The sequence below is a fragment of the Paenibacillus sp. FSL R5-0470 genome, from assembly GCF_037975205.1.
Lineage (GTDB): Bacteria > Bacillota > Bacilli > Paenibacillales > Paenibacillaceae > Paenibacillus_AQ.
This window is the reverse complement of record NZ_CP150238.1, coordinates 6,646,031-6,660,126: the sequence shown is the minus strand read 5'-3', so window position 1 is coordinate 6,660,126 and position 14,096 is coordinate 6,646,031. Positions and strand designations below refer to the sequence as shown.

15 protein-coding genes are annotated in these 14,096 nt (G+C 43.5%); 13 read left to right on the top strand and 2 right to left on the bottom strand.

What is annotated here, in order from left to right; translation table 11 throughout:
• Positions 1-48: 48 nt before the first annotated feature.
• From MKY99_RS29540 to hmpA, 10 genes are all read left to right on the top strand, one after another.
• Complete coding sequence (locus MKY99_RS29540; RefSeq protein WP_042192850.1) at positions 49-1,107, top strand: LLM class flavin-dependent oxidoreductase; 1,059 nt, start codon at positions 49-51, stop codon at positions 1,105-1,107.
• A 76-nt stretch (positions 1,108-1,183) separates the two neighbouring features.
• A complete protein-coding gene (locus MKY99_RS29535) occupies positions 1,184-1,639 on the top strand; it encodes a RidA family protein (protein WP_339267857.1) in 456 nt (151 codons plus the stop codon).
• Positions 1,640-1,792: 153 nt separating this feature from the next.
• On the top strand, positions 1,793-2,827 hold the full coding sequence (locus MKY99_RS29530; protein ID WP_339267854.1) for a stalk domain-containing protein: 1,035 nt from the start codon (positions 1,793-1,795) through the stop codon (positions 2,825-2,827).
• A 67-nt stretch (positions 2,828-2,894) separates the two neighbouring features.
• Entirely contained in the window at positions 2,895-3,575 is a 681-nt protein-coding gene (locus tag MKY99_RS29525) for a YdeI/OmpD-associated family protein (protein WP_339267852.1), read from the top strand.
• Positions 3,576-3,676: 101 nt separating this feature from the next.
• Positions 3,677-4,684 (top strand): sigma-70 family RNA polymerase sigma factor, encoded by a 1,008-nt coding sequence (locus MKY99_RS29520; RefSeq protein WP_339267850.1) that lies wholly within the window; start codon positions 3,677-3,679, stop codon positions 4,682-4,684.
• A gap of 126 nt (positions 4,685-4,810) precedes the next feature.
• Positions 4,811-5,506: a response regulator transcription factor gene (locus tag MKY99_RS29515; RefSeq protein ID WP_042192843.1), complete on the top strand. Its 696-nt coding sequence runs from the start codon at positions 4,811-4,813 to the stop codon at positions 5,504-5,506.
• A 124-nt stretch (positions 5,507-5,630) separates the two neighbouring features.
• Complete coding sequence (locus MKY99_RS29510; protein WP_339267847.1) at positions 5,631-6,485, top strand: M15 family metallopeptidase; 855 nt, start codon at positions 5,631-5,633, stop codon at positions 6,483-6,485.
• A 29-nt stretch (positions 6,486-6,514) separates the two neighbouring features.
• On the top strand, positions 6,515-7,006 hold the full coding sequence (locus MKY99_RS29505; protein WP_052404457.1) for a VanZ family protein: 492 nt from the start codon (positions 6,515-6,517) through the stop codon (positions 7,004-7,006).
• A gap of 45 nt (positions 7,007-7,051) precedes the next feature.
• A complete protein-coding gene (locus MKY99_RS29500; RefSeq protein WP_042192837.1) occupies positions 7,052-7,888 on the top strand; it encodes a YitT family protein in 837 nt (278 codons plus the stop codon).
• Between the two features lie 206 nt (positions 7,889-8,094).
• Positions 8,095-9,300 carry an NO-inducible flavohemoprotein gene (hmpA, locus tag MKY99_RS29495; RefSeq protein ID WP_339267844.1) on the top strand — a complete coding sequence of 402 codons (1,206 nt, stop codon included), beginning with the start codon at positions 8,095-8,097 and terminating at the stop codon, positions 9,298-9,300.
• Between the two features lie 61 nt (positions 9,301-9,361).
• On the opposite strand, the gene MKY99_RS29490 is transcribed toward hmpA, so the two are convergent.
• On the bottom strand, positions 9,362-10,468 hold the full coding sequence (locus MKY99_RS29490) for a DUF4163 domain-containing protein (RefSeq protein WP_339267842.1): 1,107 nt from the start codon (positions 10,466-10,468) through the stop codon (positions 9,362-9,364).
• A 182-nt stretch (positions 10,469-10,650) separates the two neighbouring features.
• Positions 10,651-11,502 carry a metallophosphoesterase gene (locus MKY99_RS29485; RefSeq protein WP_339267841.1) on the bottom strand — a complete coding sequence of 284 codons (852 nt, stop codon included), beginning with the start codon at positions 11,500-11,502 and terminating at the stop codon, positions 10,651-10,653.
• A gap of 106 nt (positions 11,503-11,608) precedes the next feature.
• Here MKY99_RS29485 and MKY99_RS29480 point away from each other — a divergent pair, with 106 nt between their 5' ends.
• From MKY99_RS29480 to MKY99_RS29470, 3 genes are all read left to right on the top strand, one after another.
• Entirely contained in the window at positions 11,609-12,430 is an 822-nt protein-coding gene (locus tag MKY99_RS29480) for a methyl-accepting chemotaxis protein (protein WP_076284952.1), read from the top strand.
• A gap of 78 nt (positions 12,431-12,508) precedes the next feature.
• Entirely contained in the window at positions 12,509-12,787 is a 279-nt protein-coding gene (locus MKY99_RS29475) for a hypothetical protein (protein ID WP_076284951.1), read from the top strand.
• A 148-nt stretch (positions 12,788-12,935) separates the two neighbouring features.
• Complete coding sequence (locus MKY99_RS29470; protein WP_339271831.1) at positions 12,936-14,048, top strand: nitric oxide synthase oxygenase; 1,113 nt, start codon at positions 12,936-12,938, stop codon at positions 14,046-14,048.
• Positions 14,049-14,096: the final 48 nt, after the last annotated feature.

The window sequence follows — 14,096 nt, the reverse complement described above, 5'->3', positions numbered from 1 at the left end:
TCAAACAAACAACTCTAAGAGAAAATTATAGTTAAGGGGGAATCGTAAGTGGAAATAGGTATCAGTACGTTCGTAGAAACAACACCGGATGTTCAATCGGGGGAGTTAATAAGTCATGCACAGCGATTGCGCGAGGTAGTAGAGGAGATTGTTCTTGCAGATAAGGTGGGCTTAGATATATTCGGTGTGGGTGAGCATCATCGAAAGGATTATGCCGCATCTTCTCCAGCAGTTTTGCTGGCTGCGGCTGCCTCACAGACGACACGAATTCGGCTGACCAGTGCGGTAACCGTGCTGTCCTCTGCTGATCCAGTACGTGTATTTCAGGATTTTGCAACACTTGATGGAATCTCAAATGGACGGGCAGAAATCATGGCAGGGCGGGGTTCTTTTATCGAATCTTTCCCGCTCTTTGGATACGATTTAAATGACTACGATGAGTTATTCGATGAGAAGCTGGACCTGTTGTTAAAAATAACGGCATCCGAAAAAGTAACCTGGAGTGGAAATCACCGACCAGCCATTAATAATTTGGGGATTTATCCGCGCCCCGTTCAGAATCCTTTGCCCGTATGGATTGGCAGTGGAGGCAATACGGAATCTGTGATTCGTGCTGGCCTGCTCGGGCTACCACTTGTGCTCGCGATTATTGGCGGAAGTCCGTTGCAATTTGCTCCACTGGTGAAGCTCTATAAGAAAGCGGCGGCCCAAGCAGGACATGATGTGTCGAAGCTTCCGGTTGCCTCACACTCGCACGGCTTTATTGCAGAGGATAATCAGCTTGCGGCCGATATGTTCTTCCCCTCTACGCAGGCTAGTATGAATGTGATTGGTCGTGAGCGTGGCTGGGGTCATTATAGTCGTGCGAGCTTTGATGCGGCACGTAGATTTGAAGGTGCCTTGTATGTAGGAGATCCAGACACTGTTGCTGAGAAGATTATTCACCTACGTAAACACGTAGGAATTACACGCTTTATGCTGCATGTACCGCTAGGTACGATGCCTCATAAGGATGTAATGAGAGCCATTGAGCTATTGGGTACTGAAGTAGCGCCAATTGTTCGAGCTGAGATATCGAGATGGGAAGCAGAGGTCGAAGCAAAATAGGATTGACCCTTTCTGGATTAATCAGTATAATCTTACCAATTTATTGAGGTTGTACTGATTGGAGGAGGGAACTGAAGTGGCGGATCGAATCATAGCGGATAGACTTGAGGAATTAGGTATTGTCCTACCTAGTGCTAGTGAACCGGCGGCAAAATATGCTAACTACGTTATTGTTAATGGATTATGTTTTGTATCGGGAAAAGGACCCGCCGGGCATCCCAAAGGCAAGCTGGGACAAGACTTCACCACCGAAGAAGGCTATCATTTTGCACGTCAGGCTGGTATAGAGATCCTTGCCGTCCTTGAGTCAGCTTTAGGTTCCTTGGATAAAGTGAAGAGAGTGGTCAAAATTCAAGGATTTGTGAATGCAGATCCCTTATTCGAAGAACATCATAAAGTGCTCAATGGCTGTTCGGATTTAATGCTGGAGGTATTCGGAGACAAGGGCAGTCATGCTCGTTCGGTATTGGGCGCTGTTTCTGTAAGGGATAATCTTCCGATCATTATCGATTCTATTTTTGAAGTGGATTAAAAAGAGGGCTGTGGCACCGAAAGGTGACCGCAGTCCTCTTTTTTACATGGTTTGAGAAGTAGTTAGACAGCAACCCCAATAATTGTAACAAAACTAATTACCCTTTTTTTAGTAATAACAATTGAACATATTAATCAACGAGGTGACGACATCATGAGGATTCATAAGAAAGCCACACTACTTGTACTACTTACATCTATACTCTATACAGCTCCAGCCCATGCGGCGGTGATGCCTCAGAATCAGGTTACAGGCGTTTTTCTGGATGATCGGCAGCTTGAATTAGAGGTTCAGCCCTTGCTCATAAACGGTACAACGCTTATTCCCATGCGCAAGCTGTTTGAAGAACAGGGAGCAAAGATTTCATGGAACAACAGTACCAAAACAGTGAAGGCCACTAAGGGAACGCTGGTGCTGACTTATCAAATAGGAGATTTAACCGCGAACAAAAATGGACAAGCCTTAAGCTTAACCGTTCCGGGTCAGGTTGTCGGTGGTAATACGATGATGCCGCTGCGTTTTGTCAGCGAGGCTCTAGGCAGCACCGTGAAGTGGGAGGCTAACACTCGGACCGTCCGCATCTATTCAGCGCTGAATTACGATACAACGATTCGTTATGGGGTTAACCTGCGCAGTTCGCCGAATTCATCGGATCAATCAGGTGTCCAGCAAATGTTGTCCGTAGGCGATAAAGTCCATATCGTTAGAGAAGTGGATGCTTTGTGGTTAGAAGTGCGAACGCAAGACAACAAGACGGGGTACATATCTGCTAAACCGAAATATAGCGATTATACTAGTGAGTCGCTCGCTGAGAAGCAGGGAAGCGCGTTGCTTGCTTACGGAGAAAAGTATCTGGGAACCCCTTATGAATTCGGTGCTGCAACGAACCAGACGTCTACCTTTGACTGTTCTTCTTTCGTAGGGCATTTATTTGAGAACGTGTTGTCGGTGGATCTGCCTCGCGCCTCTTATAATCAAGCCAAAGAAGGGAAGGAAGTTGGGATCAACGAACTGCGTAAAGGAGACCTACTGTTCTTTAGTGCACGTGGTCTCGACATTGGTCATGTTGCCATGTATGCGGGAAATAATCAGATATTGCATACGTATTCTAAGGAGCAAGGCGTCCATTATGAAGCCCTGAGTGAGAAATGGAAGAAGCGTTTTGTGACGGCCCGTAGAATGTTTTAGATTGGGTAGCGATTAGGCTATAATGATCACGATGAAGAAGCATCCGAATACATTTGGGGGATGAAGCATGGTGACTAAAACCATCGTAGAAAAGCTGAACTTACAAAAATACAACCAAGTAGCGATATTGAGTAAACCAGAAGGCTCCGATTATTTAGCGGAATTGACGGATTATGATACTTCGCTAAATGGGGCGTATGATCTTATATTTGCCTTTGTACTAGACATGGCGTCGTTACAGGAACTAGTGAACCGTGTGATTGAGCAACAGCATCTTCATAAGAATGGCTATCTCTTTGTGGCGTATCCTAAAAAGGGAAACAAAGTGTATCCGACCTTTATTCATCGTGACGACTTACTAGAGGGTCTGGGCAGTGATGAGAATGGCTACATCGGAACAAGCAATATTAAATTTGCACGCATGGTAGGTTTGGATGATGTCTTTACAGTTGTGGGGTTGAAAGAGGACGCTAAGGGGAAAGGTCAGCTTTCCAATACCCAAAGTCAATCTGTGGATGACTATATTTCTTTCATTCCAAATGTGGAAGAAGATCTGAAAGATACACCGGAGCTTCTAGCCATCTATCAATCGCTTACCCCGGGATACCGCAAAGACTGGGCTCGATATGTCTATAGTGCCAAACAAGAGGCAACAAGAGCTAAGCGTAAAGAGGAAATGAAGAAGATTCTACAGGCTGGTTATAAGAGTCGTGAGCTGTATCGGCAAGCCAGTAGTACTGAACTCTAACTAGACCTTACTTCATTAAAAAGATTATTTAAAGACATAAAGACGGTTTTTGAACTCCTTTTCCGTCTATGTTATGAACTTGATTGTTAAGGAGGCAGATAGTGACTTGTACGGATGCAGAACTGGTAGATAAGGTGTGTAAAGGGGATATGGATGCATTCAGTGGGCTTATCGGCAAATATTCCAACGCAGTATACGGAGTAGCTTACGGTAAATTGGGTGATTTCCACACCGCGCAAGACATTACACAAGAGGTTTTTGTTAAGACCTATCGTTATTTACCCAACTTAAAGGAGCCAGAGAAACTCGCCAGTTGGTTATATGCAGTTACTACACGGGAATGTATGGATTGGTTTAGGGCGAATAAGAAGAAAGCTGCATATGAATTCATGGAGCAAATCGAGGTTTCTCAGTTGGAGACCACTGAAGATCAGCTCCTCCGAAGAGAACTCCAGCAAGATGTGTGGAAGGCATTAAACACCTTATCCGAAGCTAACCGTATAGTCACCATTCTATTCTATATCGACAACTACAAGGTTAGGGAGATCGCTGATTTCCTTGATTTATCTATTGAAGCTGTCGAGAGTAGACTCCGCAGATCAAGAACGATCTTAAAAAGGGAGATGTTGAGTACAGTGAATAACAATCTAAGTGAAAACAAATTGCAGGACGAATTTAAAAAGAGAGTTTTTCAGGATGAAAGAATGCCTGAAACCAACTTTCGTCGTGTGGCCATGGGCCAAAGTGAATTCGATGATATTGATATGCCTAAGACGAACTTTTCTAATGTAAATATGGCGGGTACCAAGTTTGACAATATTAATATGAGCAGTACTACTTTTAACGATATCAATATGCATCTTGTTAAGTTTAATGAAGTCGGATTGTGGGAAATTGAGATTAGCAATAGTGAATTAGGAGAAGCCTATTTCCATGATATTCACTTGTATGGTAAAGGCAATAAGTTTGAACGATGCCAGCTTAATGGCACATCTTTTGTAGAGTGTGATCTTTCGAATGTAGAGATAAAAGACTGCAATCTTTCAGGCGTCACAGTTAATGGCATTTCATTTGAGGCCCTGCTAGAGAGTTATCATAAAAATAAATAATATTACAACAGTTCTATTTATTCATCATAGATTTCATCGAAACCACTTCATCCTAGGAGTGGTTTTTAAGTTTGGGGTATAATGGATGTAGATCATATAGCATAAACCTACAGGGGTGAAATATAGATGAAGCGCATTACGATTTTAATTGCGGATGATGAGGCGGAGATTGCGGATCTGGTGGCTTTGCATTTGCAAAAAGAAGGGTATCATATCATTAAAGTATCCGATGGGCGTGCAGCGGTGCAAGCTATTGAGTCACAAACGATAGATTTGGCGATTCTGGATATTATGATGCCAGGGCTGGATGGCTATGAGGTAACCCGTCACATTCGGGAGCAGCATCATCTGCCGATTATTTTTTTAAGTGCGAAGACTTCTGATCTGGACAAGATCACAGGACTTGTCATGGGCGCAGATGATTATATGACCAAACCGTTCAATCCAATGGAGTTAGTCGCCCGCGTTAATTCTCAACTACGGCGCTCTATACAATTCAGTCAGCCCGCAGCCGTTCTTAAGTCGGTCCTCGAAGTTGGTGGGTTGACGATTTCACCAGATGAACATACCGTCACTCTTTACGGCGAGGTAATAGACCTAACTCCGAAAGAGTTTGATATTTTGCATTTATTGGCGAGCCATCCTAAGCAGGTGTTTAGCGCGGAGAGTATCTTCCAACAGGTATGGGGAGAAGCTTATTATGAGAGTGGCAACACGGTCATGGTGCATATCCGTACCTTGCGCAAAAAGCTTGGTGAAGACATCAATAAGAACAAATTTATTAAGACAATCTGGGGAGTAGGATATACCTTTACTGGGTAAGGCCACTGAGCTCTTATACATTTTAAGAAAAACTTTATATTTGTCCTGCTTTTTCTTTAAAGTGTCTTCGTTATTCTATTCCTATCAAGCATAAACGCCTTAAGGAAATGGGAGGACAATACAGATGAAAAAGTGGGTTTTTTTGGTGATCGTTGTGTTATTTCTTGGTTACGCAGCCGCTCGTTATTTACCGGATACGGGTAATTTAGCTGATAAGAATGATAAGATCCAGAAGGGATCGATTAGAGATAGCGATAGTTTAAAGGTGGTTACGCAAGATCAGGTATATCAAGGGGATTTATTGCTGGTGAACAAACAATATCCGGTACATGAGGACAGCGTGAAGTCTGATATTGTGACCTTATTTGATCAGAAGGATCTGGTTCAGGGCTATGGATTACTAGATACCTCGATTCGGTTGTCTGAAAGTGTAGCACATAAATTCAATAAGATGATCAAGGCCGCTGAGAAGGATGGCGTGAATCATTTTTTAATTAGCAGTGGGTACAGGGACTTTGAGGAGCAAGAGCAATTGTATGCGGAAAAAGGTTCAGATTATGCTCTTCCAGCGCAATATAGCGAACATAATTTAGGATTATCGCTGGACATCGGATCGTCTCAATCGGAAATGAGCAAAGCACCTGAAGGTAAATGGCTGGAAAAGAATGCGTGGAAATACGGCTTTATTCTACGCTATCCGAAAGACAAAACGGAGATTACGGGGATTAAATATGAACCTTGGCACTTCCGTTATGTCGGCTTGCCGCACAGTGCGATCATTCAGGAGAAGGGGATCGTGCTGGAACAATATTTAGATCTTTTGAAGGAAAATAGTGAAATTTCAACGGTTGTAGACGGCAAAACATATACGGTGAACTATTATCCAGTATCAGGATATACAAGTATTAAGATTCCAAAGGAAGGGCAATATAAAACGTCGGGCGATAATATGGATGGCGTAATTGTCACTACATTTTGATGAGTACGAAGCCTAAGAGCGAGTCTACTATGACATTATTGCTGGCAGCCGTATTTATTGTCTATATGTATTTTTTGATCCGAATTATCGTATTTAAAGGCGCACCTTTTAGCTTGCAATCACTTTGGGAACAGGCAGGGCGTATGCTCGAGCATCCCGACAGAATTTTTAAGCGACAGGGCAACTATGTACCCTTTAAAGAGATCTCGCGGGGGATAGAGCATCTGTCACTTTCAGATCCTTTTTCATCACTTAATTTAGTGGGCAATCTTCTGGCGTTTATTCCGTTTGGAGTCTTTGTTCCAATGCTGTTGTCGCAAAAAGTAAGGTTATTTCAAAAGGTCTTCATGCTCTCTTTTGCGCTGAGTCTGAGCTTTGAAGTTACACAATTAGTATTGTATATCGGCACCTTTGACGTGGATGATCTGATCTTAAACACTTGCGGTGGGGTAGTCGGTTACGCCATATATAGAATGCTGGTTTCTTCTGGATTGTTTACAACTATATCGAAGCGGTGTTAGTATTTGTGGATGGTAGATATAGACAGAGGATAGAAGGGGCATGGTATGAAAAAGCGTATTTCGGATATTGTTTCCATCATTGTAGGAGCATTGCTGTTTTCCTTGGCCGTTAACTTGTTTGTGATTCCGAACGAGTTCGGTGAAGGCGGGGTAACGGGACTGACTATGATTACATACTATTTGTATCAGTGGTCACCAGGTATTGTTAGCTTAATTCTTAATGCTTTATTATTGATTGTGGGTTATAAATTTCTGGACAAAACGACGACAGTATACACGATTATTGCGGTGTTTTTTAACTCGTTATTCCTGATTCTTACGAAGAATTGGCATATCGCCAGCGATGAGTTGATCATCAATGCAATATTTGGAGGCATCTTGTCTGGTGTGGGTATCGGAATGATCATACGTGTGGGTGGAACGACCGCAGGGTCAACCATTATCGCCAGAATCCTGCATAAATTTTTGGATTGGAACGTTAGCTACGCTCTTCTTCTAGTCGATTTAGTTGTGGTATTTGCTTCGTATTTCATCATTGGTGTTCAAAGTCTGATGTTTACGATTGTGATGCTCTATGTAGCGACTAAGGTGATGGACTTCATTATTGAGGGAGTGAATCCTAAGAAGGCCGTTACGATTGTATCCAAGGAGCAGGACAAAATTGCTGAACAAGTTAATGGAATCATGGATAGAGGGGTCACAGTCATTTATGGCCGAGGGTATTATACTAAAGAACCCAAAGAGCTGCTCTATATTGTCATTAGCAAACAGGAAGTAACCATGCTTAAGAAAATCGTAAGATCGATTGATAAAGAGGCTTTTATTGCCATTCACGATGTAAGAGATGTGTTCGGAGAAGGCTTTGTGGAGCTGGCAAAATAAGAGTGAAAGTGCTGTCCGGTAGCTACCTGAGCTGCTTGGACAGCTTTTTTTTGGATTGGGCATTCGAATGTGATGGATATCATTGCATTTTCTGTTTATTCACATTTTATTAAATTTTAAAGTGATTCAGCGCACACTCGCTCATTTGCAGCTTCTATATGCTTTTTATAGAGGTATTATCTAATTGCAGGAGAGAGGGTATTCATATGTTAGATCAACAAACGATTGCTATTATAAAATCAACAGTTCCTGTATTACAGGTTCATGGAACAACCATTACTACGACGTTCTATGGCATGTTATTTGAAAACCATCCAGAGCTATTAAATATATTTAATCATGCCAATCAGCGGCAAGGCAGACAGCAGACAGCGCTTGCTAACGCAGTCCTAGCAGCGGCGATGAATATTGATCAACTAGGGAATATCTTACCGGTGGTAAAACAGATTGCAGAGAAGCATCGAGCACTGGGTGTATTACCTGAGCATTATCCGATCGTGGGTGAGACCTTGTTAGCTGCGATTGGACAAGTACTTGGCGATGCGGCAACACCGGAAATTATAGATGCATGGGCCAAAGCCTATGGTGTGATCGCAGATGCTTTCATTGGTGTGGAAGCAGAAAAGTATCGTGAAGCTGCGGAAGCTCCGGGGGGCTGGAGTGGATTCAGAAACTTTATCGTCACTCGGAAGGTTAGTGAAAGTGAGCTTATTACTTCCTTTTACCTGTCTCCTGAGGATGGAGGGGCGATCTCTTCTTATTTCCCGGGTCAGTACATCACGGTTCGTATTCAGCCCGAGGGGGAAGAATATTCCCATATTCGCCACTACAGTTTGTCCAGTGCTCCGGGACAGGCGTATTACCGTATCACTGTTAAACGGGAAGGTGAAGGGATAGATAGACCTGCGGGCGTCGTATCCACTTATCTGCATGATTTCGTCCAAGTGGGCTCTATATTAGAAGTGGGCTCTCCAGCGGGCGATTTCGTACTGGATCAGCGTAGTGACACTCCGGTGGTTCTAATCAGTGGGGGTGTGGGCTTAACCCCAATGGTAAGTATGCTGGAGACAATAATTGCTGCACAGCCAGAACGCGAGGTAACTTATATTCATGCAGCCATCAATGGAAGTTTGCATGCTATGAAAGATAGGGTGGCAGATTTAGCACAATCTCATTCTTCTCTTCGGTCCTATGTATGTTATGAATCTCCAGGAGAAGGCGACAAGTACAATAGATCTGGTTATATTGATCTTTCTTGGCTTCAAGAAATAGCAGATGTGAACTCTGAATTCTATTCCTGTGGGCCGACCCCATTTATGAAGGTCATATATAAGGCGCTCAAGGAATGGCGGGTACCTGATGACAGAATTCATTTTGAATTTTTTGGACCTGCCGGCAGTTTAGAAGAATAATATAGATAACAAAAAGCGCCTTAGCCGATTGGCTGAAGCGCTTTTTGTTTTGCGTTAGTGTTTATTTGAAAGAAGCAAATGGATCGGTGCCTTTAGGCAGTATTGAGCTGAAATTAAAGGTGTAGGTAGGAATTCCAGCTGCATAAGGTGCGATTTCATATTGTTGATAGAAGATAGCTAAGCCACTTTCACTGACGTAGAAGGCTGGTTTATCTGTGAGTCCACCAGTTGACTCCGGAAAAGCAATATCCTTGGTGCTTTCCTTCAACATTTTATCTAGTTTTTGTTTGTAGTTTGGTTCTGCCTTTAGCAGGTCTTTAAGCTCTATCTTCTTACCATCCTTCAGCGAGAAGGTATGTCCCTCGCGCATGGTACCGCCGTGTGCTCCACCGCTGTAACCATATTGATCAACTACAATACTAAGCACGCCTTCACGGTTAAAGGTGACAACATAATTTTGAGAGTAATCATATTTATTCTCTATCGTGCCATCCCTACGGCTAGACTCTTTCTCAGCCTCTGACACGAATAGTTCAGCCTCTTTTTTGAAGGTGGTATTAATCGTGTTTTGTACTTCATCCGTCAGACCGCTGATCTGTGGATATTGTACTTTAATATTAGCATTCTTATTGCTCTTGTCTAAGTTAACAGAGGTGATCTTGATGTCATTCATCACCTTCTTGCTAAGTTCAAGTGATTTCTGAGCTGGATTATATACGCCTTGAACACCTAAATAATCATTTAACAGTTTGAATGGAACATATAAACGGTCATTGATCATCTTCACTTCATGATTTCCGGTCATGCTATAAATGTAATATCCGTTTAAATCGGTACTGACGCCATAGTCAGAGACCTCCATGTTCAGCTTCACCGAGTCACTACCTACACTGTAAGTCTTTGTGGTTGAATTGTATTGAATAGCAAGGCCGAAGGCATCACGCAATACGGTTAAAGGGATCATGGTATTTCCATCTACGATTTTTCCTTGCTGCGTTAAGACTTGGCCTTTATATTTAAGCACCACAGAAGGCTGCTGAACGGCTTGATTGACTGTTTTTGTACCGGTAGTTGCAGCTTGAACAGAATTCCCTCCGATGAGTCCAGTACCTCCAAATAATACTCCAGTAGCTATTACAGCAGACGTCCATTTCATAGTTTTGTTCATGATTTAATTTCTCCTCTCCAATGATGGGCTTATGTAGTTCATTATGATTTTTGATGTTATCTATCACTCCTACAATTATACCTAGGCCCCAAATAGATTTGATTACAAACACGGTTACAGTGTTGTTGCATAGACGTGCAAAAGGTATATACTTTTTAACCATTTATTAATTTTTGACACAATCATGAGGACTTTAAAGTAATTACGGTAAGCTCGGGACGACAATTAAAACGTATAGGCATACGAGTCACTCCAATTCCGCGTGTGGTGTAGACCTGGAGTCGACTATCTGGGAGCTGGTATAATCCGCTTGAATATTTACTGCCGTGCGGCGGGGTATACAAGGCACCTACAAATGGGAGACGCACCTGTCCTCCATGACTATGGCCGGACAATTGCAGATCTATGGGAAGATCACTGTATTCATCGGCAAAATCAGGCTCGTGCGCAAGGAGTAGAGTACATGCCTTATCAGGGATATGGCGTAGCGCCTGATGAATATCTGCTTTGCCGACCCACGGATCATCCACTCCAGCTAGATAAAGCGCCTCCGCATCTTTTTTTAAGACAATATGTTCATTATGAAGTACGTGGAATCCAGATTGCGTTAACCCTTTCGTCACAGCTTTCCTAGTGCCAAAAGCATCGTGGTTACCTAACACAGCATATTGTCCAAACGGTGCCCGCAACTGTGAACAGATGTCCACAGCCTCAGAAATATAATCGACAGAATGATCTAGCAGATCCCCTGTGAAGCAGATCAGATCTGGACTTACATGTTGAGTTTGCTGCACTAACTCTGTTAAGGCTTCGGACTTCGTATATACGCCTAAGTGTAAATCACTGAAATGAACGATACGAAATCTATCGAATGCTGGAGGGAGTAGAGGAAGCTTTATATCTATATGTTTAACTTCAAGCCAGTAGGGCTCAACCCAGTGTGAATAAATGCCGGTCGCACTAGCGGTTCCAAGCAGCCCGAGCGACACTTGAGCACTTTTCTTCAGAAATTGGCGTCTGCTAATAGTATTCATAAACAAATCATACGTGGGGATTGTTACTCTACTATGACAATATTCATTTAATAACCCATTGTGACGATAAAACTACATATACATTTTTTATATGGGAGATGAAGAGATGAGTATTATCGATGCCTTAGTCCTCGCAGCACCTTATTTCAAAAAGATTCACTCGCAGGATATTATGATTGGAATCACGGACAGGGAGATCTTCCATTATTACGCACCAAGTAAAGTTATTGATCTCGGATTGGTTAAGGGTAACCCTATCCCTCCTGAAGATCTGTCGCTTTCAAATGGACTGAAAGGTATAGCAAGCTCTAACCGAATCCCAGCAGAAATTTATGGAGCTCCTGTAATCTCAACATGTGTACCTATCTACGGAACGGATGATGATGTAATCGGGGTTTTTGCCATTGCCTATACACTAGAGAACGAGAATAAGCTTGAAGGATTCACAGATGAGATTAATGAGATAAGCAGTCATCTAATGGAGATGGTGCAGAGCGTAGCTGCCCAATCTCAGGAATTATCAGCTACTTCGCAGCAAATATTAGATAATACGCGTAGAGCCGTAACGGAATCACAAGAAGTGAATAAGGTTGCCGGCTTCATTCGTGAGATTTCTGAGCAGACGAACCTGCTTGGGCTGAATGCGGCAATCGAAGCCGCGCGTGTAGGAGAGCAAGGGGCAGGTTTTGGGGTGGTTGCTACTGAAGTGCGCAAACTGTCCGTTAACACTAAAGAAGCAACCCATAATATTGAAAAATCACTGAGTGATGTTCAAAAGTCCATTAAGCAAATGGAGCAAGAAATTGAAGCGATCTCTGCTTCTTCACACGCACAAGCAGAATTGGTCACTGAATTCAGCGGGGTAATTGAGCGCTTGAATAAGGCCAGCAAAGAAATGACTACTTTCATGCAATCCATCATCCAGTAGGGTGTATGCATAAAGTTACTTATCCTAAACCATGCTAGAAGAGAACAGGCGCATTTCAGAAGGGAGCGAATTTCATTTATGAAACAACCCGATTCCAGTCTGCAAGCGAACGACAATGTAACTCAAGCCAAAAATGCTTTAGGCAAGCTTCATTTCTCTGTCTCTCAGGCGCTTAGTCATCCAACAGAACAGACTTTGGCACAGGCTGAGAACCGTTTGGCGCATACCGAACAGGCGGTAGAGCAAGCTCGTGCCTCGTTAGGTCCCCAAGGTGTGGAGTTGGCTGAAGAACTGCTGGCCGAGGATAAGAGCAGGCTTGCTGCATTGAAGACGCAAGGGAAACGTTCAGAACGCTAGATGTTCCTGCTACAACCCGTGAAGCGAATAAGCTTCACGGGTTGTTCTCATGTGCTATTCCCCTAAGGATGTAGCTTAGGAGTGTGGGTGGTATACTGGAACGAGAGTTCTAGCATGGCTTAGATGGAGGATAAAGGATATGAATGGCATGCACATCGAAGAGTTAACCCGGCAGGCGGAGGCTTTCATTCGACAATGTTACGCTGAACTTGATAAGACTGAAGCTGAGATGGATCAACGCATCCAAGCCGTACGAGAAGAAATTAATCAATCCGGGAGTTACACACATACAAGGGAAGAGCTGGCTCATGGGGCGAGAATGGCTTGGCGAAATAATAGCCGCTGCATTGGCCGCCTCTTTTGGCAATCCATTGAGCTGATGGATGAACGTCTGGCAGAGACCGAGGAGGATATTGCTGAAGCTTTGCTGCGACATCTGGAAAAGGCGAATAATGGAGGACGTATTCGTCCACTTATCACGGTCTTCCGCAGCGGGGAAGCTCCTGATCGGAGAATCCGGATTTGGAACCATCAATTGATTCGTTACGCGGGATATCCTGGTGATGCTGAACATGAACGCGCTGGTGATCCGGCATCGGATGAATTTACGAAAGTGTGCCAACAACTAGGCTGGCAGGGAACAAGGGGCAATTATGATGTATTGCCGCTAGTGATCAGCATAGGTAATGGGCACCCCCATGTATTTCCTATTCCTCAACACCTCATTCAAGAGGTACCGTTAACTCATCCTGAAATTGAACGTTTTGCAGAGCTTCAGCTTCGCTGGTATTCTGTGCCGATCATTTCGGACATGCAGTTGGAGATTGGCGGGATTCTATACCCCGCGGCTCCTTTTAACGGCTGGTACATGGAGACCGAAATTGGCTCACGTAACTTAGGGGATACTGGAAGATATAACACTTTGCCAGCTGTAGCTGATCTGATGGGACTTGACCGCTCCAGTAACACAACGCTTTGGAAGGATCGGGCGCTTCTTGAATTGAATCGTGCAGTACTGCATTCCTTTAAGCAAGCTGGGGTCAGTATCGTTGATCACCATACAGCAGCTGATCAATTTGTGAGATTTCAAGAGCAGGAGCAGGGACATGGACGTCAGGTTTCGGGACGCTGGTCATGGCTGATCCCCCCTATGTCTCCGTCATCTACACCGATTTGGCATGACAGTAAACTGAAAGAATATGATTACAGCCCTCGTTTCCTTTATCAGCGATCACCTGTGGCAACCTGTCCTTTTCAATAGCAATCCAATTTATGATCAAAAAAGCGCCAAGTTCCCCTCATAAGGAAA

Excerpts from the sequence above, each read along its gene's own strand:
- MKY99_RS29530 (WP_339267854.1), top strand. The coding sequence starts at position 1,793 with ATGAGGATTCATAAGAAAGCCACACTACTTGTACTACTTACATCTATA.
- MKY99_RS29525 (WP_339267852.1), top strand. The coding sequence starts at position 2,895 with ATGGTGACTAAAACCATCGTAGAAAAGCTGAACTTACAAAAATACAAC.
- MKY99_RS29515 (WP_042192843.1), top strand. The coding sequence starts at position 4,811 with ATGAAGCGCATTACGATTTTAATTGCGGATGATGAGGCGGAGATTGCG.
- MKY99_RS29510 (WP_339267847.1), top strand. The coding sequence starts at position 5,631 with ATGAAAAAGTGGGTTTTTTTGGTGATCGTTGTGTTATTTCTTGGTTAC.
- MKY99_RS29505 (WP_052404457.1), top strand. The coding sequence starts at position 6,515 with ATGACATTATTGCTGGCAGCCGTATTTATTGTCTATATGTATTTTTTG.
- MKY99_RS29500 (WP_042192837.1), top strand. The coding sequence starts at position 7,052 with ATGAAAAAGCGTATTTCGGATATTGTTTCCATCATTGTAGGAGCATTG.
- hmpA (WP_339267844.1), top strand. The coding sequence starts at position 8,095 with ATGTTAGATCAACAAACGATTGCTATTATAAAATCAACAGTTCCTGTA.
- MKY99_RS29490 (WP_339267842.1), bottom strand. The coding sequence starts at position 10,468 with ATGAACAAAACTATGAAATGGACGTCTGCTGTAATAGCTACTGGAGTA.
- MKY99_RS29485 (WP_339267841.1), bottom strand. The coding sequence starts at position 11,502 with ATGAATACTATTAGCAGACGCCAATTTCTGAAGAAAAGTGCTCAAGTG.
- MKY99_RS29480 (WP_076284952.1), top strand. The coding sequence starts at position 11,609 with ATGAGTATTATCGATGCCTTAGTCCTCGCAGCACCTTATTTCAAAAAG.
- MKY99_RS29475 (WP_076284951.1), top strand. The coding sequence starts at position 12,509 with ATGAAACAACCCGATTCCAGTCTGCAAGCGAACGACAATGTAACTCAA.
- MKY99_RS29470 (WP_339271831.1), top strand. The coding sequence starts at position 12,936 with ATGCACATCGAAGAGTTAACCCGGCAGGCGGAGGCTTTCATTCGACAA.